The organism is Bradyrhizobium sp. Ken51 (genome assembly GCF_055807435.1).
This window is the reverse complement of sequence record NZ_JBVVPB010000022.1, coordinates 24395-46238: the sequence shown is the minus strand read 5'-3', so window position 1 is coordinate 46238 and position 21844 is coordinate 24395. Positions and strand designations below refer to the sequence as shown.

Here is a 21844-nt window from a genome sequence, read left to right as displayed (position 1 = left end):
ACGCCGCATCACCGGAGGTCTCTTGCGCTTCATGATCGTCTGCTCCTGCAATGTCCTAAGCGACCACGATGTTCGCCACGCCGTCAACACGGCCGATGACGCGCCGCGCAATGCCAAGCAGATCTATGACTGCCTTGGTTGTAGCGCTGAATGCGGCCGCTGCGCCCGCACCATCAAGACGATCATCAACGAGGCATACAGGGAATGTGCGCTAGCCTGTCAGGCCGGCTGCCCGCATAGCCAGATCATGGATGACGCGGGGGATGAGCCCAAAGTCGCGTCCGCAGCGCCCTGACTTCGGTGGATTTGCCGCTCGGTTCGCGCTTGGAATGCCTGCTTGCTTGTTTTTTGCCAGAAGCATTCTAAACTCCTAGGCTCCAGACCCGCCTCAACTGTTGGAGTTCATCATGCAGGGCGACCCCAAAGTCATCGAGTATCTGAACAAGGGATTGCGTCACGAGCTCACTGCCATCAACCAGTACTGGCTGCACTACCGGCTGCTGGCCAATTGGGGCCTCTCGGCGATGGCCAAGGTCTGGCGCAAGGAATCAATCGAGGAGATGCAGCACGCCGATCGCATCACCGACCGTGTAATATTCCTAGAGGGCTTTCCCAACATGCAGATACTCGATCCCTTGCGGATCGGCCAGAACGTCAACGAAATCATCGAGTGCGATCTCGCCGCCGAGATGAGCGCGCGTGCGCTGTACCAAGAGGCGGCGACGCATTGTCATTCCGTGAAGGATTATGTCACCCGCGACTTGTTCGAGAACCTGATGACGGACGAGGAACACCACATCGATTTCCTCGAGACGCAGCTTGATTTGATCAACCGGATCGGGATCGAGCTTTACACCCAGAATCATGTCGGTGAGCTCAAGAGCGAAGAGCACTGAAATTTACGTCGATATTCCCTTCTGCCAGTCCTAAGTTCGCGTTCTGCGCCTGCTTTGCCTCCGCGTAGGCTGCGAGCGGTTGCTTCAGCTCACTGGTTCTACTGGCGGAGCAAGGAGAGAACCGGTCCAGGGTCCCCTCCGTGACGTTTCCGCGTTCACGGAACGTGAGTTCATGGCGAGGCAAGTGCCATTGGCACTCAGTGGTGGAAAATCGCTGCTCAGCCGGACCAAATTCATCGGGTCGGCCGAGTCTTTCGGTCATAGATGGTGAAGGTGGGATCGAACGGTATCCGCTCGTCACATTCTCGCAAAAGACAGGGGATGGCGTGGACAGTTCCGACTATCGCTACGCTCAAGAGCGATGGATTGCTTCCCGAGCTAACCGACAAGACGTGAACTTGGTCGGCCATCTCTGTAGCCGCTTGTCGCGAGAAGGTCATTGGGAGTCTTCGGCTCGGATCCGCGCCGTTGACAATAAGGTGTGCGACACGACGAGCTAGCGTGTTGGCTTTGCTCCACGGCGCTGCTCGGGATTGAGTTCACCAAGATTTGTTGCGGCTGTCGGCAGGCTCGGCTCCTTCAGAGAGAATTGGAAGCCTACGCTGGAGGACAACGCTCCGCTAGCCTTAACGCTCCGCGAAGGAGTGATCTGCGTCCGATGACAACGAATCGCGGTGTGCCACCGGTGCGGTAGTGGGCCATGGTGGTGGTAAGGACTCCCCGCGACGAATGGCCCTCGTGGGCAACGGGTCCGGGGCCGTAGCGCTACTGGTCGAAGGGCAACTTGTCGCGCGCATTGACGTAGGCCCCCTCGATGCAGTCTGGACTGCGGCGTTTCCGAGGTCCTCATTTGCGGGGATCGTGAGCCAATCCCTGGAGAATTGGAAATCGGTGCGAGTGGTAGCCACTGCACCAACAGCGAAAGAAGAGAGAAGCCTGTGGCGCGCGGCGAGTTCCTCGTGAGGGGCGAACGTTCCTTTCCCCGAGCTTCGATCCAGTAGGGCTCGAGTTCAAGGGCAGGCTGTCCTGCGATGCTTGCGCATGGCTATACTCCCAATTCTAATTGCGGCGGGTGTACGGCGGCGCTTCGGCCTCACGACCGCGCTCGCGGCACCAATGTCATTGCCATGGAATGGACCGGTAAAGCTATGATCGTCTCGATAACCGCTTTAGGCTTATCCAGATAGGCACGTGGAACACCTTTTCGGTGGCCGAGAGTTCTGGTCGGGCGAGGCGGTGCAGAGGGCAGCGCTGCGCGCCCGCGGTGGCGCCAAGCGTCTCTCTCGAGCCGATAACGGTCGGCTATCGACTCCATGGCAAGAGGTGATTTTCCTTTTGACCGACATGGACTCAATCTTCGACCCATGGTCGCCGGCCCTCGGGTAAGAGCCGAAATCGGCCTTCCGTTGAACAGTCGCAAGCCAGGAGGTCCGACATGCAGATCAAAGAGACAACCGGCGTTTCATTCCCCGGCGCGGTCGAAAGCCCGCCGCTGGAGGATGTCGTCGTGCTCAGGGACCGCGCCGGGCTTGCGCTTGGAGTGCAGCGTGCGAGCAACGCAAGCGTGCGGGGCGCACGCAATGACGGTAGCGGCCTCATCGCGTCCAGGTACGTTGAGATCCCGCTCGTCGGGTCCGACGGCAAGATCTCGGGAATTTTGTGCCGCACCAGTCCGCGGCCCGACACCGGAGGGGCGGTCGCGGCCGGCGAGCGGGCAGGGGTGAGGGCAGCGGACCTGAAGCAGTTCCTCCACGACATCAATAACCTTCTCGCCGTTATCGGGAGCGGACTGCAGCTGCTGGAGTGCCAGAGCGAAGCCGCGCACCGAAAGGCCACCGCCGACAAAATGCAGGAGGCGATCACGAGAGGCGCGTTGCTTTCCCGGCAGCTCCTCGACGCTGCGCGACCGCGCCCCAAGTCGACCGATGAGTTCGTCTCAGGCAGTCGCCTCACAGCAATAGCGGGCACGCTTGACCGGGCGTTGCGTTCGGATATCACGGTGCGCACCGAGATTGCCTCTGATTTATGGAACTTCAACGCTGATCCGGAAGAACTGTACTTTGCGCTGCTGAATCTCTGTCGAAACTCGGCCGATGCCATGCCGGACCTCGGCGTGATCACCGTCGCGGCGCGGAACGTCGAACCTTCCTCCGGTGGGGCCGCGGCATTCGTTGAGATCATCGTCGCCGACGACGGGGAGGGCATGCCTGAGGAGGTCCTTTCGCAGGCATTCACCCCGTATTTCTCCACAAAACCCATGGACAGCGGCACCGGTCTCGGGCTCCCCCAGGTCCAGCGCTTCGCCGAAGGCCGCGGCGGCGCGATCAGTATAGAGAGCAAGCAGGGATTAGGCACCTTGGTGCGCCTCTTCCTCCCGCGCGTACACGCGGCTGGGCTCCCCAGCAGCATCGTCGGCACGAAAATAGCCTACACGCCGTCACCTGACGGCGGTGTATTCCACGTCATCAAACCGGCGACAGCTGCGCCGACGTCGTAGCCGGCGCGAACACCCGACCGTTCAGTGATGCAGCTCATGATCCCCCCGCGCCGTCTCGACCGTCCGGTCGACCAAGAGACGGACCACGTGCTCGGCGCCGTGGATGCTGAGATCTCGCTCGTCGAGTACGGCAGCTACGCCTGTCCGCACTGCAGGGCTGCCAACGAGCGCATCGCGCAAGCACGCGACCAACTTGGCAACCGCGTCTGCTATGCCTTCCGCCACAAGCCGCTCGCGGACAACAGCATTTCCTTTCGGGCCGCCGAGCTCGCTGAGCATGCTCAGACGCCCGAGGCGTTCTGGTCCGCGCACATCAAGCTGATGACGAGGTCGATGCAGCTCACAGAGGACGACCTCGTCGCGGTGGCCGCGGACCTCGGTGTGAGCGCCGATTTCTCGCTTGGCAACAGCGACGCCTTACGGCGCGCGAGGGCGAGGGTGGAGGCGGACGTCGCAAGCGCACGCGCAAGCGGGGTGAGAATCACGCCAACCTTCTACATCAACCGTCGACGCTATGACGGACCCTGGGACGAGAGCTCTCTCGTCGACGCGATGCTTGGCACGCTTGGCCACCGCGTCCGTACGGCAGCCCTGGAGTTCGCGAGCTGGGGCCCGTCCGCCGGCATTTTGCTAGTTCTCGCGACCTTGACGGCCATCGTCTTGACGAACTCGCCGATCCGGCCGGCATTCGAGGCGCTCTGGCGCCAGGAGTTGGGCGTGAGCTTGGGTGAGGCGGCCTTTCAGATGCCCATCCTCCGTTGGGTCAACGACGGCCTGCTGACGGTGTTCTTCCTCGTCGTGGGGTTGGAAGTGAAGCGTGAGATGACAGTTGGCCACCTCGCAAGCCGCCGCTCCGCGGCGCTTCCGATCGCCGCCGCGCTCGGCGGGATGGTCGTGCCGGCGCTTCTCTATGCGCTGGTCATCCCTGCGGGGCCGTGGTCGCACGGGTGGGGCATTCCGATGGCGACCGACACTGCGTTCGCGATTGCCTTGATCGCCGTGATGGGCGCCCGCGTTCCTGTTGGGCTGCGGATCTTCCTTACCGCGGCGGCCATCGTTGACGACATCGGTGCGATCGTCGTCGTCGCCGTGTTCTACTCCGGCGATATCCAACTGGGCTACTTGGCCGCGGCCGCGGCCGTGGTCCTCGCGCTGGCGCTGCTGAGCCGGTCGAAAGTCTACCTTCTCTCGCCTTATGCTCTCTTAGGCGTCGCGTTGTGGGCGTTCGTCTACGCGGGCGGCCTCCACGCGACGGTGGCTGGCGTGGTACTGGCGCTATTCGTTCCGACGCGCCCGCCTGCCAACCTGGCTACCCTGACCACGCAGGCCAGCACGATCATTGCCTCCGAGGCCCAACACGAGGGCGAGGTTCTCAGGCACGGCCCCTCCACCCCGGCGCTGCACGCGCTCGAAGCGATCTACGACCGACTTGAATCCCCCGCCGACCGGCTGCTGCGACACGCCGGCGCGCGGTCGAGCTACGCAGTGCTCCCGATCTTCGCACTGGCGAATGCGAGTGTGGCAATCAACCCCGGCGTCTTCGTTGGGCATAACTGGCTCATGGCCGCGATCATTGCGGGCCTCACCATAGGAAAGCCGGTCGGCATCTTCCTCGCGGCCGCTGCGGCCGTGCGCGCCGACATAGCCGTGAAGCCGGCGGAGTACACGTGGCGGCAGTTGGCCGGGGCGGGATCCCTGGCTGGGATCGGCTTCACGATGTCGCTGTTCATCGCCGGGCAAGCGTTTCCAAGCGCCACTGACTTCTCAGCCGCCAAGATTGCCGTGTTCGCTGCGTCAATTCTTTCCGCCGTCGTTGGGATTGCCCTGCTCTGGGGAGCTCCGCGCCAAGAGCTTATCGAAGAGGCGCGGCAGAGCACCGGCATGCAAGTGTCGAACTCCGCGGGTGCTTATGCGGAATCGCGGATATTTTTGGATGATTCTACCCACGGAAATGAGAGTCGCAGTCGCTGACGTCCAACTCCGCGAGACATCATCGATTCCGTCGGTCGTATCCCGCCGTCGAGGCCACCAACGCGCTGAGGTATCGCAGCGAACCGTCACATTTGAAGGAGGTTGACCATGACTCAGGTATATTTTCACTGTTCGAACACGAAGACGGTTTTCGTCGATCGCCGCGGCGCTGTGGTGGACGATCTTGCTGAGGCACGCGATCACGCAACCCGTGTCGTCCAATCCTTAACCCGCGAGCGAAGTCTCGAGGATTGGCGTGACTGGGTCCTGCATGTCAGCGACGACAGCGGCGATGAGCTCTTCGTAGTGCCCTTCACCTCCGTGCTCGGCAAGCCGAATTGAGGGCGCATATATCAGACGGCTGGAGGCCCGCGACTCGTCAGCCTCGTCGGGGTCGGGTCAACAAAGTGCACACCTTACCGGCCGCCTCCGTCAGGCCCGACGGAACGGCGCCGGATCGGGTGGGAAGCGCTTGAGACCGGCATCGCGAGCTTGTCAAGTTGCTACCGAACTATGTGACTTCTCGGACGTCTTGCACAATAATTGATCATCGAGCGCGTGCGGCGTGCCGAAGTGGAAAACAAGACATAGCCGCACAAAACATCGGCCCCAAGGACGGCGGGAGGCCCTCGAGTGGCCGAGGCTGATGTGTTAGAGGCTCGCTACTCGGGACAGCGACATCTCATCAGCGAACCGCATCTGCGATCTCTCGGGGAATAGCGCAACTCGCCGCCATGACAGCCGACACGCACATTGTGCGGGCGGTGATCCTGAGAAATGCAGGAAAGCACACGAACTCCTGTCGCCGAGCACGGCATTTAGGATGCACGCGCTTAGGATAAGCTGGAGCAACCTCCCATTTTACCCAACAGCCATTAAACCGAAGACACTGAGCTTTTCAATGCCGATACTGCTCATCGCAGGCTAGAATTAGACCAACGTATGATCAGACCATTCCGATTGTGGAATGCGATCCTCCCTCAGCACGATAACGCGATACAAGCGTGCCATGGCCTAAGAAATCGTTCTGAGATAGCAGTGAGTCCAACGGCTCAGTGCCGAGAGTCGCAACGGAACCGGACCCGCGAGCCGGCAGTTGCAAGAAGAGGTCGGCGGCGTAGCGCCCGTCGGCCTTTTCTCGGCTCGCTTCCGATCACTGAAGGGTCCCAATTATGGATAGCAACGACCGGTAAGAAGAGGCTCCTGAATCACAAACACTGAATGGCGCCGGTTCCGGGAGGTCGCAATGCAACAGATCTATCTCACGATTACTGTTAGCAGTCTCACGTTGCTGGTCGGCGTGTATTTGCTCGCCGTCGTGCTTCTGTGAAACGGTCGAATCGAGATTGCCGTTCGCGCATCACATCTGGCGGACCATCACATCTTGAAGCCGACAGGTCTCGGAACCAGTAGGGTCGAGCTAGAACGTCCATCGCATGTAGGTGCTATCGTTCGCATGAGGAGCGTAGCGCGGCCAGACGGAAGTGGATGAACGTCCCTCCCGGAATGACACCCGAGCTTGCCGGCGAGTTCATGCAGCGGCTCAACGCAGGGGAGACGCTTCGAAGGATCACGTATGGCGACAAGCGATGCGGCCCTGCATTGGTCACCCTCAGCGTTTCAGGAAGCATTGCGAGCTGCACCCCGAGTGGGCTGACGAGGCGAGGCGGCTTGCCAAGGCCAATGAACAAGCCGCGGCGCAAGTCCGAGTAACCGTAACGTGGTGGCTCGCGATACAGCGGTCGGCTGACAATCGCCGAACAGCGGAAAGATGCAAGAACGGCCATATCAGGACGATGGACAGTACATTTTATGAGCAGCATCTGGGTTACCTCGTCAGACGCTGCAAGGATTGTATGAAGACCCCTCGTCAACTGCTTATGCCCAGCGCAGAACAGGTGAGATCTTCCATCTCAGTGCTTCATGAGGGCGGAACGCTGAGTTCGAGTCTAACGTCGCAAATGCAGCAAACGATGAGGAATTTCATGAGGGCGACTCCCAACCTGGGTACTCGGCTGCGTGACCTCTCCGATCAGAATGCGTTCGCAAAGCGGAGCGCTGCTCAGAGGGCCAGGCGTCGGTTTGCTGCGGCGTCATTGACCCGAAACGAGGGTGAAGATGCCTACGAAGCGGTACGGCGAGCTACCGCCCATCTTTCTAAGTACGAGCGCGGAGACGTCATGTCTCGGATGCTTGTTGCGATAGCGGAGGGGCGCCTCAGGTTGAGTGACGCGAGAGCGCGTGTAGACGAATTCTTGGCTGATCAGCGGCATCGACCTCGGGTATACGGCGATTACAGCCTGAACAGCCCGGTAGGTGACGAGGACGGCGTGACGTGTCTCGACACCAAGACCGATGCGGACCGCCTTTGGGCGCAGGCCCTGGGGCCGCAGGACACGCCTTCCGGCGCCTGCGGCCTTCCCACAATCGGCGCCCCCGCTCACGCCGGCGGCTTCCCTTGGAATTGGATGTTGCATTTCTTCTGAACGCTCGCCTGCTCGATCACGACCATTTGGCCTTTCATGTTGGCGAGCTCCGCGGCAGTGTGTTTGTCACCGCCGACAAAAAATGCGGCTGGCCAGAACACCACGGTAGCAGCCGCCGTGACCAAGCCGTCTTTCGTCCGCTGGCTGCCTTAGGCGCCGGAAAGGCCGGCCGCTGGCTGCGGAATACCCTGAGCCACAAGCCCCAGCTGCTAGCAGTTGTAGGATTGGTACACGACCGGCGAAACGTACGACGGCGCGATATCTGACGATGCTGACGCACAGCCAGCCAACGCGGCGCCAAGCGCCACGATTCCAAAATAACGCATTTGAAAAAGCCCTCCAGCCAAAAACAACACGGCGCACTGAACTTCAACCACTGCGCGAGATCAATAGGTCGCGCGCGTAAATTGCCGCAACTTGGGAAAATATGCAGCAGCGTCGCACTTAGCGCAAACACGACCCGCCGGCCTCGTCCATTGGTGCCTCGCAGCAAAACGACCCCCGCGGGGGCACGCGGAGGCCGCTGTTGGAGCTCCAAGCCCCCGGGGGAAGGCCTGAAGCAACTTGCAGTAATGGGGGGAGCGCAGGATGGTTCCTGCCTGAATAAATAGAAGTCAGGTTTCCCGCTCTAGGGTATCTTGACGAGCAAGGCGGCGAGACCCGTCGTTGTGATCCGATACTTCGCGGCCGTGCTCCCGCGCTCGATCCAGCCCTTGGAGACATATTTAAGACGGTGCGCTTGCCGGTAGGCTCAAGAGCTCTCGGCGTTAGCTCACGTCCCGCGCGCAGCTTCTGCAACGCATCTCGCTCCGGGCTGGTCGGCAGATGGCTCGCCCGGGGTGGCATCTATTTTTAACCTTTAACGCTCGCCGCATCAGCGTCCGAATAGCTTGATGTCGGCTCCTATACACCGGGCCCTTCTTTTTGCGGTAGGCATTCTTAGCCGACGATCAGCCACGTCACCCCGGCGATCGTGCCGTAAAAGCCCGTGAGTGCAATAAGCACGAAAGCTCGCTCGATCTTGTCCATTGAATTTCCCCCGCAAGAAACCCAATCGGAAAAGACGAAGGTTACTCCCGCTCAGGGCCAATTCAAGCGCTGTTGTCAAGTTGCGGCAGCCTAGAGACTGTGGATAACGGGGAAATTCCACGCCATCTTGGTCGCACCTCGGCCTGGACAGCCACCCTAGCCTTGATCCATTTCACGTTCGTGACTCAGCTTTGCGAGCGTCGCGCGGAAGTTGGCGAGATCGCAGAGCAACTGGTCGCGCTCGGGATTCTGCGGAAGCGCGAGGGCTTTCGTTTCCGCGTCTTCGGCTTGCTTTTTTAGTTCGTCTAGCACCTGACTCATTTTTCTGCCTTCGCCCGATCTCCACCAGCCCCGTGAATTGCGTCTGGCCGAGAGGGAGGTTCTGCTAGGCTAGTCTCTTTTGGATTCCGTTTCTCGGTCCGCCGGGCCAGTATTCCGATTTGTTCGAAATCCAGTTCATGGCATCCGCTTCCGTCGCGAAGTCGGCAATGTGGGACCAACACCAGTTTTCACAGCCACAAACCAACGTCCGGTTTTTGCTATTTGGGGAGCAAAGGAGGGGAACGACTTTGGGCGCTGCATGACTTGCCCGGTTCGTGAGTCGTCGGTCATTTCTTCTTCAGCCCGATCTCGACTAGGCGCTGCGGGAGACCTCTTCTGCTGCGGCTCAGTCGTCTACCCTTATAGCACACACCGCCCCGCCTCAGCGATAGGGCGGGCTTCTTGGCCATCCGCGACGCCCCTTATTTTCGTTGCTCCTTCTCGTACTCTGCATGCCGTTCGTCAAACCATAGGCGAAACACGGTTTCCTGCATTGACCCTGGCTTGATCGCGAATGCACGACTCGCTGCCCGATAGCGCTCGACGTGGGTCGGGTACTTTTCGAAGATGTCCCTCAATTGAGTCTCGGCGTCAGGGGCGTCCGGCATCGCGTGAGTATAGACCGGGATTCCTGCGCGTCAGAATCCTGGCAAAAAGGCCGGCCGGTTCACGCTGGCGGGCCACTGTGCTAGCACCGCGGGTGCCGTGCCGATCGTGCGGAACTTCGCGGCGTCGGTCGCAGGAGCAGCCTTTTAGCCGTTCCTGCGATCTTCACTTTGAGGCTCCCGCGCTCCGATCCTCAATTAAATCAGCCTTCGTTTCCAAACTCGCGAAGCGGTGGCTAAGGCCGGGGCGAATCGCGTTCCTTGAGCAGCTACGCCGCGAACCGCGGCCTCGGTCGGCCTTGATGCGCTCAGTTTCCGCTTCCGCTAATCGCGCGCCATAACCCACGATAAAGCCGCCTCAGTTGGCGGGCTCTTTCATGGCTGCAGGGCTATCACCTCGTACTCGAAGGCCAGGCCTGCCCACCGGAGCGCCTCAAGCGTGTCTCTGCCGATAGCGATCGGCTATCGACTCCATGGCGAGAGGTGATTTGCCTTCGACCCGTCATGGACCCAATGTTCGAGCTACCTCGCGCGCCTCCTGTAAGGGCCAAAGTCGCCGTTCCGATCGCGTAGACCCCCGGTTGCAGAGTGCGTGCGACTCAGGCGTCGTCGGGAGACCGAAAATGGCAATCGCCTTGCAGGTTAGCTTCGCCTTGTGGGGAATGATCATTTGCGCGGGTCTGGAGATCGCCCAATGGGCAAGCTAAGGCGCGCCATCGCACCGAGCTTGCCTTTAGGTCCGCCTATCCTGACCATGTACCACTCGCCACATCGGATCGAAGGCCGGAAGCGCGTCCAGGAAAGGGAATGAGATGCGTACACTGATAATCGCAGGCGTCGCCCTTGCATCGCTGGGCGCAGCTTGGGCCGATGACAGTACGGCAGAAAAGGCAAAGAAAACGGACAACTGCAGCTACATGCTTATGGACGGGCAGTTGGTGGATCTACCCGTTGGCGCAAACGTCTGCGTACGCTCACCCGCGCCATATACAAACGAATACGCGCTGCTTCACTGTTATCCGCCCCTTCAAGAAACTGATCTCGTAACCCGGGGCGATTCCCGCTGTAGTGAAAAGTACGAACATCGCGAGCGGAAAAAGTAGGACCTGCAGCGGGATCTGGAGGGTGAGGACCCGGGCTCCTAGGCACACCGGGCCCGCCGCCGTGACCAGCGGGCCTAATTCCAAAGCGCGGGCTAGCCGTCTTGGCAGGGAATACCGAAGTCGTCACAAGCGACAGCGAATGACTCTTTCGCCTTTGTATCCTTGAAGCAGAAGCGAGTGCCGACTTCCGCGCGATCGATCCACCAATCGACGTTATTACTTTCGTACTGTGCTCCGTCAGTTCGGCAATAAGCCTATCCTTCAATGGCCCTGCCGCATCCTCTTCATCTGCTTCGGACGGCGACGCGCGTTGGCACGCGCGACCTCGATTGGGCCAAGGGTGGCAAGTCTCTGCAGATGCAGCTGGTGGCATTCCTCGCTCGGGCATCACGTGGCGCGGCGGCAATAACGATCGTCTATCGACTCTATGGCGAGAGGTGATTTCCCTCTCCGGCGTTGCAAGGTCATTCTTGTCGGGTGGTGGATAGTCATCTTCAAAGCGAACAGGAGCTACCGTGACTATTCAAGTCCGCGGCCTCGCGATTGCGCTCGCAATTGCTGTTCCTATCGCGGTGGCTGCAACGGCCGAATCGTCTGCTGCTCCGATCAATTGCACGTCGATCAAGGCGGCGGTACCAGCCGCGACGACGGACGTGCGCTATCCGGTGCGGCGAGGTTATCCTACTGATAATTCGTACCGCGGCTATCCGACCTATGACTACTTCCATCCCGGTGAGGCCAAAGCTTGGCCGTGCGCGGCTCCCTCGAGCTGCCGCTAGCCAACATGTATTTGAGACATCATAGCGTTCCTCGATCATTCGCACGTCGTTCTTGGAGCAAGCTGAAAAGAGTTCAGCGCGAGCGTATGTTTTCTGCCTTATCCTTGCGCATTTCATCGAGCTCAGTGCTGGTTATTCACCGAATGCGGGATGTTCAATTGGCCGAGTGGTCCAAAGAGGATATCGCAACAAAGAATCAACGGAAGCTCATCACTGACGGTGACGACGTAGTAGCTAACGGTGAAACAGGCTTATTGGTAAGCTCACGCGCGCATCCCGGTCCTGTTGCGAGGGTTTGGGATAACGACAAAGGAGCGAGCAAATGACGCTCCAAGACAGCTTGACGGGCAAATCAGCTCATGAACGCGCCTTCTCACCCACGAATACGGGAAGCGCGAGTACAGAGCATTTCTACGCCAATCTGAAGCCGTTCGATAACTTCTCACAAATAACGCATTTCGACCGCTATCTCCCCTTACCGCGCGATTGGTTCATCGGAATTGCCGATGTCGTCCAATCGACGACTGCGATCAAGACCGGCCGATACAAAGCCGTCAACACGGTGGGCGCTGCGGTGCTGGTCGCCATAACCAACGCGTTACCTGAACTCTGCTTTCCCTATGTTTTTGGCGGCGACGGAGCGACCGTAGCGATCCCCGGCAAGTATCTTGACGAAGTGAAGTATGCATTGGCGCGAACTGCGGCATGGGCAGACGATACTCTCGATCTTGTACTTCGAGTCGCGATCGTTCCGGTTTCTGCAATCCGCGCAGCCGGTCACGATGTTCGTGTCGCGCGATATGCCGCGTCCGAGAACGTCTCGTACGCCATGTTCACCGGCGGCGGCATGGCGTGGGCGGAAGGACAACTCAAGAAGGGAGAATTCAAAGTACGCCGCGCACCGTTGAATGCCAAGCCCGATTTATCAGGGCTCTACTGCGGATTCGGGCCAATCCCTACCGAGCAGGGCACCATCCTCTCTATCATCGCCATTCCGGTCGAAGAGCAAAGGTCGTACGCGGCTTTGGTGGCGGATGTTTTGGCCTTGATCGAATTTTCCTCGCGTCGATCGGGCCATCCGTTGCCGGAGGGCGGTCCGTTGCCCGCCTGGCTCGGAGGCAAAATCCAGAGATTGCTTGATAAGCACTCCTCACACGCGCACCTTCTGACGGCCATCGCAGATGCACTACGAGCCATCAAGACGCGATTCGTTCTTTCGGCAGGTATTCGCATGGGCCAGTTCAAACCCCTCAAATATCGACGAGAGATTTCGAACAATACGGATTTCAGAAAGTTCGACGATGGCCTGAAAATGACGGTAGACTGTTCGCCGGAAATCGCAGACGCTATCGAGGCTCGACTGGTTTCGGCCCAGCTCTCTGGCGTTTGTGTAGCGGGCACACATCGTCAGACGAGCGCGCATCTCACCTGTTACGTGCCTTCAAACATCCGGTCAGATCACGTCCACTTCGTTGATGGGGCCGACGGAGGTTACGCCGCGGCAGCGGCCAAACTCAAAGCAGGCAAGACCGCTGTCATGGCAGGCATGGCAGCAGCGCGAGCAGTTGATACTCCGGCGGCACCTTGACACTTGCGGGCCGTCACAACTTGAAGGACGAGGTCAGCCATGACCATCAAACGTCGTGAATTCGTTGTTGGAGCGGGCGTCATTGGCGTCGTCGGCGTAACTGGCGGATCAGTCGCCCCAAAACCCGCATCGGCAGAGCAGGCGATGCAGATGGGCGCGAAGCAGACTGCTCATGCATCCTCACCCGCACAGACGGCAACTTCCGCACCACCCGAGAAGCGCGCTTACACGTTCCTCAATCCCGATGAGGCCACCTGGGTCGAGGCGGCGGTCAATCATATGATTCCGGCCGATGACTTGACGGCCAGCGGCGTCGATTTGGGCATTGCCTATTTCATCGATCAGCAATTGGCAGGCGGTTTCGGGCAAGGCGGTAAAATGTTTATGCAAGGTCCATGGCATCCTGGGGTGCCCCAACAAGGATGGCAGGTTCGCCTCTCTCCTGCGGAAGCTTATCGCGCCGCCATCCCGGCGATCAACGCATACTGCACCAAGGCCTTTGGCAAGGACTTTTCAACGATCACGGAAAGTCAGCGCGATGAGGTCTTAAATGATCTCGGCACAGGCAAAGCGGATTCGGGACCGCTTCCTGCTGGCCTCTTCCTTGATCTGCTTTATCAGAACGTGATGGAGGGCTTTTTCAGCGATCCCGCTTACGGCGGCAATCGCGATAAGGCTGCGTGGAAGATGATCGGCTATAGCGGGGCAACCGGGAACTTCGTCGACCTGTTCGAGACGACTTACAACAAGCCTTACACCGAACCAAGCCAAAGCATCGCTGACTTGAGCTGATTTTCAGGCCGAAGGAGAATTCCGATGGCGACGAAGTTGAAACCTGTCGACGCAGTTATTGTTGGTTTTGGCTGGACCGGGGCTGTGCTGGCCAGGGAACTCACAAAAGCGGGACTCAACGTGCTGGCGCTTGAGCGCGGCGGGATGCGCGACACTATCCCGAACTTTGCCGCGCCGATGATACATGACGAATTGCGTTTCGCCATTCGTCATGACCTAATGCAGGACGCCTCCCGCGAGACTCTCACCTTTCGCAACAACGTCGACCAGACGGCGCTACCGATCAGGCGCTGGGGATCGTTCTTGCCGGGAAATGGTGTGGGCGGCGCAGGCGTCCACTGGAACGGCCAGCACTATCGGTTCGCGCCCAGCGAGTTCAGGATCCGCAGCCACTATGGCGAACGATACGGCAAAACGTTCATTCCTAAAGAAATGACGATACAAGATTGGCCAGTTACGTACGACGAACTTGAGCCCTACTACGACCGCTTCGAATATCTCTGCGGCACCGCCGGGAAGGCCGGCAACATCAAAGGCGTGATCCAGGAGGGCGGGAATCCTTTCGAAGGGTCCCGTGCGCGCGAATATCCGAACCCGGCGATGAAGCGCAGCTTTCAAATGAAGATGTTCGAGGATGCTACGCGGGAAATGGGGCTTTACCCCTATGTTCAGCCATCCTCCGACGTTACGCAGGCCTACACGAACCCTGAGGGTGTGGACATGGGCTCCTGCGTGTACTGTGGGTTCTGCGAGCGCTTCGGTTGCGAAATGTCAGCGAAGGCAAGCCCGCAATCGACGCTTCTGCCACTTCTGCTGAAAGACCCTAGATTCGAATTACGCACGCTTTCTCATGTCACTAAGGTCAATCTTGACTCCGGCCGCAAAAAGGCAACCGGCGTTACCTATATCGACTCGCAAGGTCGGGAGTTCGAACAGCCCGCCGATATGGTACTGCTCTGCGCATTTGGTCTGCATAACGCACGGCTGATGATGCTCTCGGGAATCGGTCGCATCTACGATCCTAAGACCGGTAAGGGTAGCGTTGGGCGCAACTATGCCTACCAGATGTCCAGCAGCGTCACCGCGCACTTCAACGATAAAGTCTTCAATCCGTTCATGGGCGCCGGTGCGTGCGCCATGATCATAGATGATTTCAACTACGACAACTTCGATCATGGGCCGCTCGGCTTCGTGGGTGGTTCTTACATCTGTGTCGAGAGCAAGGGGCAACGGCCGATCGATTTCCGCAACCTGCCACCAGGCGAGCCTCGCTGGGGCAAAGGCTGGAAGCAATCGGTTGCCCACTGGTATAACCGAACTTTCGTGATCGCGTCTTTCGGCAGCGTCACAGCCCAGCGCAGCAACTATCTTGACCTCGACCCGAACTATAAGGACGGCTTCGGCAATCCCCTGCTGCGGATGACGTTCGACTTCAGCAAAAACGATCTGGACATGTCGAAGTACTGCACCGATCGTGCAGCCGACATTGCCAAGCACATGAACCCGGACAAAATGGGCATCAACTATCGCAAGGGCCCTTATTCGATCGTCCCTTATCAGACGACGCACACGACAGGCGGCACCATTATGGGAGCCGATCCGACAACCAGCGCTGTCAACCGCTATCTGCAAAGCTGGGATGTTCCCAACGTGTTTGTTATGGGCGCCGGCGCCTTTCCTCAAAACCCGTCGCACAATCCGACGGGCACGGTCGGAGCTCTGGCCTATTGGGCGGCCGATGCAATCACAACGAAGTATCTGAAATCGCCGGGGCGCCTGGTCCCGAGCTGAGCACGTCGGACCCGGGCCGATGGCGCCAGCCATCGAGTAGAACGCGACCCCATGGAGCACGATCTGAGGTTATTCCGGAGCGGCCGATGTACGCCAAGGTTGGGGCGCTTACGGCGCCTTACCGTCACACGCGATAATATCACTGGTGCGGAATGGCATATGTTCTCACGGTAAACGGCAAGCCGCATACGATGGACGCTGACGGCGACACCCCGCTGCTGTGGGTGCTTCGCGACATGCTCCAAATGACTGGCACCAAGTTCGGATGCGGTATGGCGCTGTGCGGCGCGTGCACGGTGCATCTCGAGGGCGCGGCGACAAGAGCCTGTATCACTCCGATTGACAGCGTCCGGTCACCGAGTGATCACCGCGGAGGTTATTGCGGTCCGGGCATGCGAAAGCATTGGTCCGTATCCGCGATGCGGAACGGTTTCCCAACGTGCCCAAACCTGATATCAGCGCCGCGAGAACGATCTGCTTGCCTTCGTGGCGGATCGTAGAGCGCCTGGTGATCGCGCGCCGCTTCCGCTGCAACGTCGTCCTGCGCGGTGGTCAGCTCTTCACCGAAAGTTTCGCGCGGGGAGGCCGGACTTCATCGTCTATCGCCTCGTTTGGCGCTCGGCCGGCTGATGCTGCCCGGATAGCAAAGACACACTCACGCGCGTAGTTCGCCACCCAGCTACCGGTCGACCTACTCACGATTATCGACATTGATCTTTGGTCTCTGCGGCGCAATCACCCATGCGCAGCAGCATCTGCAACCTGGAAAGCGTCGGTCGTTAGGCCTTTGCGGGGCGAGAGGCCCCCACCGGCCAAGCTCGGTTCCCTGATTTGACGAAGCTGCGGGAACTGCCCTGCGGCACAGGTGCAGTTCGTTGATGGAGAACGCCAGCCAGGCCGTTGCAATTCGCGCAACAGTAATCGGTTCCACACTGCTCAAGAAGGCCGAGCGCCTGCGCTATGCTGGCTTCCCAAGAGCATAAGTCGTCATGTCAACTAGCGAATTCAGATTGTCCTTTGCTCTTCCACTGTACGGAGCGCAGCCTTCAATATCTCTTCGGCGCCTTGCTGAAGAAGTTTATGCCCGAGACTTCTGCCTATTGCGTCGGCTTGATCGGCCAGACCCACACTTTCATCGGCGATCTTCCTTTGGCCATCCGGATGAGTCACTTGTCCTCGAAGTGTTAATGTCCCGGCGAGCCATGTGGCAGAGACCCCGACGGGGAGGCTGCAACCCGCATCGAGACTTCTCATCAATGCGCGCTCTGCATCCACTTCGGAGCGCGATTGCCGGTCTTCAATCTTTTGAAGCAGCGCTATAAGCGCCGTATCCTCTTCGCGAGCTTCGGCCGCGAGAGCACCTTGACCGACTGCATACGGGAAAACACGAGCGTCTAAAATCTGTGAAGCCTCATGCAGCAATCCTAGTCGCGACAACCCGGCCGCCGCCAATAGAGTCGCGTCTATTCCCTGTCGGTTCTTTGCCTTACACAGCCTTGGAGAAACGTTCCCTCGGATAGGTCGAATATCGAGACCATTGCATAACTCGAGAAGTTGAGCTTTACGGCGAATTGATCCAGTGCCGACGCGCAGCCCCGGACGTAGCTGACTTAGTGTAACGCCACAAATCGCGTCCCGAGGATCCTCTCTTTTGGGAACGGCTGCCAATACCAAGCCGGGCTGCAATTTGGTTGGAAGATCCTTGAGGGAATGAACGACCAGGTCAACTTCGTTGCGCAGAAGCGTATCTTCGCTCTCCTTCGTGAACGCTCCGATGCCGCCAAGCTGATGAAAGGCCGACCTTCGATCTTTATCGCCAACCGAGCTCACGAAGACCAAGCGTACCTCAGCGGCCGGCTCGACGCCACGAATAAGGTCGGCGACGTGACTGGCTTGCCAGATGGCCAAATCACTACGCCTGGTGCCTAGCCGAATTTCCACGATGAAACCTCTTGCTTCTTCAGCAGTTCGCGAACCTATAGCGCTGCGCAACTAGCTATGATCAGCGCCTGCTCATTTAGCCGCACAGCGTGACTCTGGTGTGGCAGTCTTTGCATGGGCATCTTCCCTCACGCCGTATTCACATCAATCCACAGTCGCCCGAAAACGAAGAAGCAGCCAATCGCTCGCAACTTTATAAAGGCACTGGACTAGGTCGAAGAGTGCGGTTCCTCGAGAATGGAGGTTGCGCACCTTTCGGAGGTCAAGCGCGCTGAATGCCTCCCTACATCGCTTCAACTTCATGCGGTCGAGCTCAAACGCCGAAGCGAGCTGCCGTCAGCTGTGTTTATACCGGAACGATCAAGATGATCGAACGGTGTCGAAACTCTACGTGCGGCATCACGCTACCCTAAGTGGACGCCTTCGTCGTCAAGAGCGAACGCCTGTCGATGAGACCGCGTCCCTTCGCCTCACGCAATGGATCATGCACGAGCATATTCGTCTTCACTTGCGGAGATCCGGATGGGTCAGCAGCCACAGCGTTGACTCGTTTGATCTTGAGGCGCGCTATTTGAATGGATTCATCGACGAGGAATAAGTTGGTGTTTTCGCGTAATCCGCCGGAACGTTCCAAAGGGTTGCGACATACCAAGCGGTCCAAGCAACGATCAGTAACGTCAGCACCCACACCCAGACCGGCATTGGGGAGGGCGATTCCGCTCGGTGCGGCTCGAACGGCTCTTCCGCTCCAAACGCGTTGACCATGAGGCGCACGGTACCGTGGACCACGGCACCATCACCAAGTCCGGTGACCGTAATCCCGGGGCCGTTGCGGACTTGGAATCGAAGGCGCCGGACCCCGACCTGGCCGGTGGCATCTTGGGCTTCGATGCGCAGGCCGTGCTCGCCGTCGGCAAGGCTCTTGGTGTCGAGCGCTATCTCGGTCGGCGGCCGCTGATCGGCGACCGGATCGGGCGTGTCGTCTAGATAGATGCGGATGCGCGGGTCGGGCACGTGTTGCATTCCTCTAACGGTCGGTGTCCAAGACGCGATATTTTGGATGATTGGGATCCCGTTCGCCGGGGTCAATGAGCATCCACAGCGCCGCCACGATGCAGCTGATGGTCACGAGCCCAGCCCCGCCCGCCACCAGCACGTTGCCGAGTAGTGGTCCGGTAAGACTATGATCACCACCAGCATTAGCGATCGCAGGCGTAGTGCAGATATAGCCAAGCGCCGAGAGGATCCAAGCGGTAATCGTTTCAGTCATCATCGCCTCCTATTTCTTGGCGCGGAGCTTCGTGATGTCCGCGAGCGTCACCAGCGGCCCGTGGTTGCCCCATGACGTGCGCTCGTGATTGACGATATCAGCGATCTGCTGATCAGATAGTCTGTCAGCGAACGGCGGCATCTCTACCTCGTACTTCTGGCCGTTGATCGCCTTCCCACGAAGGCCGCGCAGCATGGTGGTGATGTGTTCGGCAGGGTCAGGGGCGTTCACGACCTGATCGCCCGCAAGTGGCGGAAACGTGCCGGGCACGCCTTTGCCCTCTGCACCGTGACAGGCGGCGCAGTTCTCGGCGAACAGCTTCGATCCTTCCGCGGGATCGAATGTGGGTGCCGGGGCCGCTATCGGCGAGATCTGTTTTGGCGGCGTCTGCTGCTTCTGCAGTGGTTCGTTGGCGCGCGCCGCGACGACATCAGCCGCGCTGATCAAGGCACCACGATTGCCCCAAGAGGAGCGCTCGTGGTCGATGATATCGGCGATCTCCTGATCCGACAATTGATCCGCGAACGCGGGCATCGGAGCTTCATATTTTTGGCCATTGATCACGTGTCCGCTAAGTCCATGCAGCACAGCGCCGATGTGTGCCGTCGGATTCGCGGCGTTAACCACGGGATCTCCGGCGAGCGGCGGAAACGTTCCCGGCACACCCTTGCCTTCCGCGCCGTGGCAGGATGCGCAGTTGTTGGCGAACAATGCTGCACCTTTGCTGGCATCAAACCCTAGCGGCCCGCTCGAGCGACTCAACGGCACGGCGCCGGGTTGCGTTGGAGCGAGCGCGGGCTGCTTCAGCGACAACAGATAGGCCACCAGCGCCTTGCCGTCTTCGTTCGGAATCACGGTACCGCCTGGCGCGAACTCAGGCGGCAATGACACCGCTTTCTCTGCGGGGGGTACTTTGTCCACAACGCTGAATAGCCAAGGGAACGCAGGCATGATCGATTGCGGCACCACTGCGCGCGGCTGATAGAGATGGATGAACTGCCATATGCTGCTCGATTGCCGCGTGCCGATATTGCTCAAGTCCGGACCGTTGCGCTCCGAACCTAGCAATTCCGTGGTCTGGTAAGCATAATCGCCCGGTGCGGACGGACGGCCAAAGGGTTTATCTCCAGGGAGGGGGCGTACTTGCTGGGTATGACAATAGAAGCAGCCTTCGGAGACATAAACATCCCGCCCTCGCGCCTCTAGGGGGGTCAGTGGCTTAAGGCCCGGCGTCGGCGGTACCTTCGATAGCCAGATGCCCGGCAGCACGCCCATCAGAACCGCCAACCCGGTGTAGACCAGCGTTGAACCGCCGGAAATCGCCAACAACCTATTCATACCGACACCGTCTTGGCTGCCGCAAGCTCGGCGTAGGACCTGCCGTAGGTCATTGTCCAGACATTGAAAGCGAAGACGAGATGGCCGGCGAACATCATCGAGCCACCGACGGAACGCCACAACCAATATGGCGCGGCATCTTCGACCGACTGGATGAAGGTGAGTCCTCGAAACCAATCGAGTCCCTGAATGGTTCCTGCGGCCGACAGCGCCGCAACGTAGATGACAACACCGACTGCAGAAAGCCAGAAATGGATGCCCATGGCCAGGTTGTACGGATACTTGCCGGTGGCGCGCGGCAAGAGTGCATAGACTCCGCCCCAGATCGCGAAGGTGACGAAGCCGTACATCGTCAGGTGCGAGTGCCCTACCGTGTAATTGGTCAGATGCCACAGCTGCTGCAGCGAGCGGAATGCCTCCAATGTGCCTTGCGTCGAACCCAGTAGATAGCCGTAGACGGCGACCAGGATGAACACCGCGGGCGAGCGATATATCCATTCGTGAGTCCCCCGGAAGGTGAGAAGGAAGTTCGCGGTGCCGCTCAGCACAGGAACCAGCATGGCCACGCTGAAGACGATGGCCGTAGTCTGCAGCCACCACGGTAATGGACTGAATTCAAAATGATGGGCGCCAACGATCGGATAGAAGATGAGATTGGTCCAGAATGCAAAGACGCCAAGAGAATACGAATAGATCGGGCGGTTCAGGAGCTTCGGCAGCGCATAATAGGACACACCGAGCGATAGGGGCGTGAACCATAGTCCGACGGCGTTATGCATGAAGAAGGCCTGTACCGCGACCTGACCCAGTCCGAACTGGTACCATGGCAGAAGCGACACCACGACCATGACAATCGTCCACAGCGTGCCTCCGATAGTATACCAGTTAGAAATGTAGATATCCTCGGCATCCCGCTGCTCGACAGTGGCGATCATATTCCAGACCGCAGTGATCAAACCAAGCCCGAGGATAACGCGAATCCACCACAGCCACTCGCGATACTCCTGGCCGTAATTGAAACCGAAATCGAGTGTAACGGTGCCCAGTACAGCGGCGAGATTAAGGAGCGCAAGACTGATCCATGCGAGGCGCTCGCTGTAGAGCCGCGCGCCCGAACTGCGCGCTGCCACGAACAGCGCAAGTCCGATCAGCGCCTGGCTCGCCCAGGCATAAAATGTTCCGTTGGTGTGGATCGCCCGCAGCCGTCCAAACGACAGCGCCGGCGTCGTCGCAAAATCCGGATAGGCGAACTTAAAGCTGACTAAGAGTCCCACGGCCGTGGTCAATACGAGCCAGATTGTCGCCGACGCTACGTAAGCCGCTAACACCCGCGCCAGAGCGGGGTCATCCGGAGCGGCTGTCCGAAGCGGAATGGCCTTAGCGGTGTATGACATCATCCGACTCTCCGTCCCCTCGACGTCGTTGTCCAGCGTTGCT

Annotated in this window: 15 protein-coding genes and 2 pseudogenes; 10 read left to right on the top strand and 7 right to left on the bottom strand. The window is 59.3% G+C overall.

Annotation, left to right across the window (positions count from 1 at the left end; all coding sequences use genetic code 11):
* Window positions 1-31: 31 nt before the first annotated feature.
* Together AC0L27_RS29535 and bfr are read left to right on the top strand one after the other, a co-directional pair.
* Window positions 32-295: a (2Fe-2S)-binding protein gene (locus tag AC0L27_RS29535; RefSeq protein WP_473321347.1), complete on the top strand. Its 264-nt coding sequence runs from the start codon at window positions 32-34 to the stop codon at window positions 293-295.
* 112 nt (window positions 296-407) lie between these two features.
* Window positions 408-896, top strand: coding sequence for a bacterioferritin (gene bfr / locus AC0L27_RS29530; protein ID WP_473321266.1), 489 nt, complete (start codon window positions 408-410; stop codon window positions 894-896).
* Window positions 897-1129: 233 nt separating this feature from the next.
* Here bfr and AC0L27_RS29525 read toward each other — a convergent pair.
* Window positions 1130-1396, bottom strand: a pseudogene (locus AC0L27_RS29525) (UvrD-helicase domain-containing protein); the annotation flags it as partial.
* A gap of 935 nt (window positions 1397-2331) precedes the next feature.
* On the opposite strand from AC0L27_RS29525, the gene AC0L27_RS29520 reads away from it, so the two are divergent.
* From AC0L27_RS29520 to AC0L27_RS29510, 3 genes are all read left to right on the top strand, one after another.
* Complete coding sequence (locus AC0L27_RS29520; protein ID WP_473321264.1) at window positions 2332-3393, top strand: two-component system sensor histidine kinase NtrB; 1062 nt, start codon at window positions 2332-2334, stop codon at window positions 3391-3393.
* A 27-nt stretch (window positions 3394-3420) separates the two neighbouring features.
* Complete coding sequence (gene nhaA / locus AC0L27_RS29515; protein WP_473321262.1) at window positions 3421-5364, top strand: Na+/H+ antiporter NhaA; 1944 nt, start codon at window positions 3421-3423, stop codon at window positions 5362-5364.
* A gap of 108 nt (window positions 5365-5472) precedes the next feature.
* On the top strand, window positions 5473-5706 hold the full coding sequence (locus AC0L27_RS29510) for a DUF6894 family protein (protein WP_009859344.1): 234 nt from the start codon (window positions 5473-5475) through the stop codon (window positions 5704-5706).
* Between the two features lie 2098 nt (window positions 5707-7804).
* On the opposite strand, the gene AC0L27_RS29505 is transcribed toward AC0L27_RS29510, so the two are convergent.
* Window positions 7805-7975 carry a hypothetical protein gene (locus AC0L27_RS29505; RefSeq protein WP_473321260.1) on the bottom strand — a complete coding sequence of 57 codons (171 nt, stop codon included), beginning with the start codon at window positions 7973-7975 and terminating at the stop codon, window positions 7805-7807.
* Between the two features lie 3448 nt (window positions 7976-11423).
* Here AC0L27_RS29505 and AC0L27_RS29500 point away from each other — a divergent pair.
* The 5 genes and pseudogenes from AC0L27_RS29500 to AC0L27_RS29480 form a co-directional block, all read left to right on the top strand.
* Entirely contained in the window at window positions 11424-11687 is a 264-nt protein-coding gene (locus AC0L27_RS29500; RefSeq protein ID WP_473321258.1) for a hypothetical protein, read from the top strand.
* Window positions 11688-12009: 322 nt separating this feature from the next.
* Window positions 12010-13275: a DUF3095 domain-containing protein gene (locus AC0L27_RS29495; protein ID WP_473321256.1), complete on the top strand. Its 1266-nt coding sequence runs from the start codon at window positions 12010-12012 to the stop codon at window positions 13273-13275.
* A gap of 39 nt (window positions 13276-13314) precedes the next feature.
* Complete coding sequence (locus AC0L27_RS29490; RefSeq protein WP_473321253.1) at window positions 13315-14067, top strand: gluconate 2-dehydrogenase subunit 3 family protein; 753 nt, start codon at window positions 13315-13317, stop codon at window positions 14065-14067.
* A 24-nt stretch (window positions 14068-14091) separates the two neighbouring features.
* On the top strand, window positions 14092-15858 hold the full coding sequence (locus AC0L27_RS29485) for a GMC family oxidoreductase (protein WP_473321249.1): 1767 nt from the start codon (window positions 14092-14094) through the stop codon (window positions 15856-15858).
* Window positions 15859-16010: 152 nt separating this feature from the next.
* Window positions 16011-16208, top strand: a pseudogene (locus AC0L27_RS29480) ((2Fe-2S)-binding protein); the annotation flags it as partial.
* A 655-nt stretch (window positions 16209-16863) separates the two neighbouring features.
* Here AC0L27_RS29480 and hemC read toward each other — a convergent pair.
* The 5 genes from hemC to AC0L27_RS29455 form a co-directional block, all read right to left on the bottom strand.
* Window positions 16864-17799 carry a hydroxymethylbilane synthase gene (hemC, locus tag AC0L27_RS29475; protein ID WP_080670110.1) on the bottom strand — a complete coding sequence of 312 codons (936 nt, stop codon included), beginning with the start codon at window positions 17797-17799 and terminating at the stop codon, window positions 16864-16866.
* Window positions 17800-18366: 567 nt separating this feature from the next.
* Window positions 18367-18822 (bottom strand): cytochrome C, encoded by a 456-nt coding sequence (locus AC0L27_RS29470; RefSeq protein WP_473321247.1) that lies wholly within the window; start codon window positions 18820-18822, stop codon window positions 18367-18369.
* Between the two features lie 4 nt (window positions 18823-18826).
* The gene (locus tag AC0L27_RS29465) at window positions 18827-19069 is read right to left on the bottom strand and encodes a hypothetical protein (RefSeq protein WP_473321246.1); all 243 of its coding nucleotides are present in this window, start codon (window positions 19067-19069) and stop codon (window positions 18827-18829) included.
* 9 nt (window positions 19070-19078) lie between these two features.
* A complete protein-coding gene (locus tag AC0L27_RS29460; RefSeq protein WP_473321244.1) occupies window positions 19079-20407 on the bottom strand; it encodes a c-type cytochrome in 1329 nt (442 codons plus the stop codon).
* A complete protein-coding gene (locus AC0L27_RS29455) occupies window positions 20404-21804 on the bottom strand; it encodes a cbb3-type cytochrome c oxidase subunit I (RefSeq protein ID WP_247297972.1) in 1401 nt (466 codons plus the stop codon). Before AC0L27_RS29455 ends, AC0L27_RS29460 begins: the two co-directional genes overlap by 4 nt.
* Between the last annotated feature and the right edge of the window lie 40 nt (window positions 21805-21844).

Bases quoted from the DNA above. Each gene is read 5' to 3' on its own strand.
- AC0L27_RS29535 (WP_473321347.1), top strand. From the start codon at position 32: ATGATCGTCTGCTCCTGCAATGTCCTAAGCGACCACGATGTTCGCCAC.
- bfr (WP_473321266.1), top strand. From the start codon at position 408: ATGCAGGGCGACCCCAAAGTCATCGAGTATCTGAACAAGGGATTGCGT.
- AC0L27_RS29520 (WP_473321264.1), top strand. From the start codon at position 2,332: ATGCAGATCAAAGAGACAACCGGCGTTTCATTCCCCGGCGCGGTCGAA.
- nhaA (WP_473321262.1), top strand. From the start codon at position 3,421: ATGCAGCTCATGATCCCCCCGCGCCGTCTCGACCGTCCGGTCGACCAA.
- AC0L27_RS29510 (WP_009859344.1), top strand. From the start codon at position 5,473: ATGACTCAGGTATATTTTCACTGTTCGAACACGAAGACGGTTTTCGTC.
- AC0L27_RS29495 (WP_473321256.1), top strand. From the start codon at position 12,010: ATGACGCTCCAAGACAGCTTGACGGGCAAATCAGCTCATGAACGCGCC.
- AC0L27_RS29490 (WP_473321253.1), top strand. From the start codon at position 13,315: ATGACCATCAAACGTCGTGAATTCGTTGTTGGAGCGGGCGTCATTGGC.
- AC0L27_RS29485 (WP_473321249.1), top strand. From the start codon at position 14,092: ATGGCGACGAAGTTGAAACCTGTCGACGCAGTTATTGTTGGTTTTGGC.
- AC0L27_RS29470 (WP_473321247.1), bottom strand. From the start codon at position 18,822: ATGCAACACGTGCCCGACCCGCGCATCCGCATCTATCTAGACGACACG.
- AC0L27_RS29465 (WP_473321246.1), bottom strand. From the start codon at position 19,069: ATGACTGAAACGATTACCGCTTGGATCCTCTCGGCGCTTGGCTATATC.
- AC0L27_RS29460 (WP_473321244.1), bottom strand. From the start codon at position 20,407: ATGAATAGGTTGTTGGCGATTTCCGGCGGTTCAACGCTGGTCTACACC.
- AC0L27_RS29455 (WP_247297972.1), bottom strand. From the start codon at position 21,804: ATGATGTCATACACCGCTAAGGCCATTCCGCTTCGGACAGCCGCTCCG.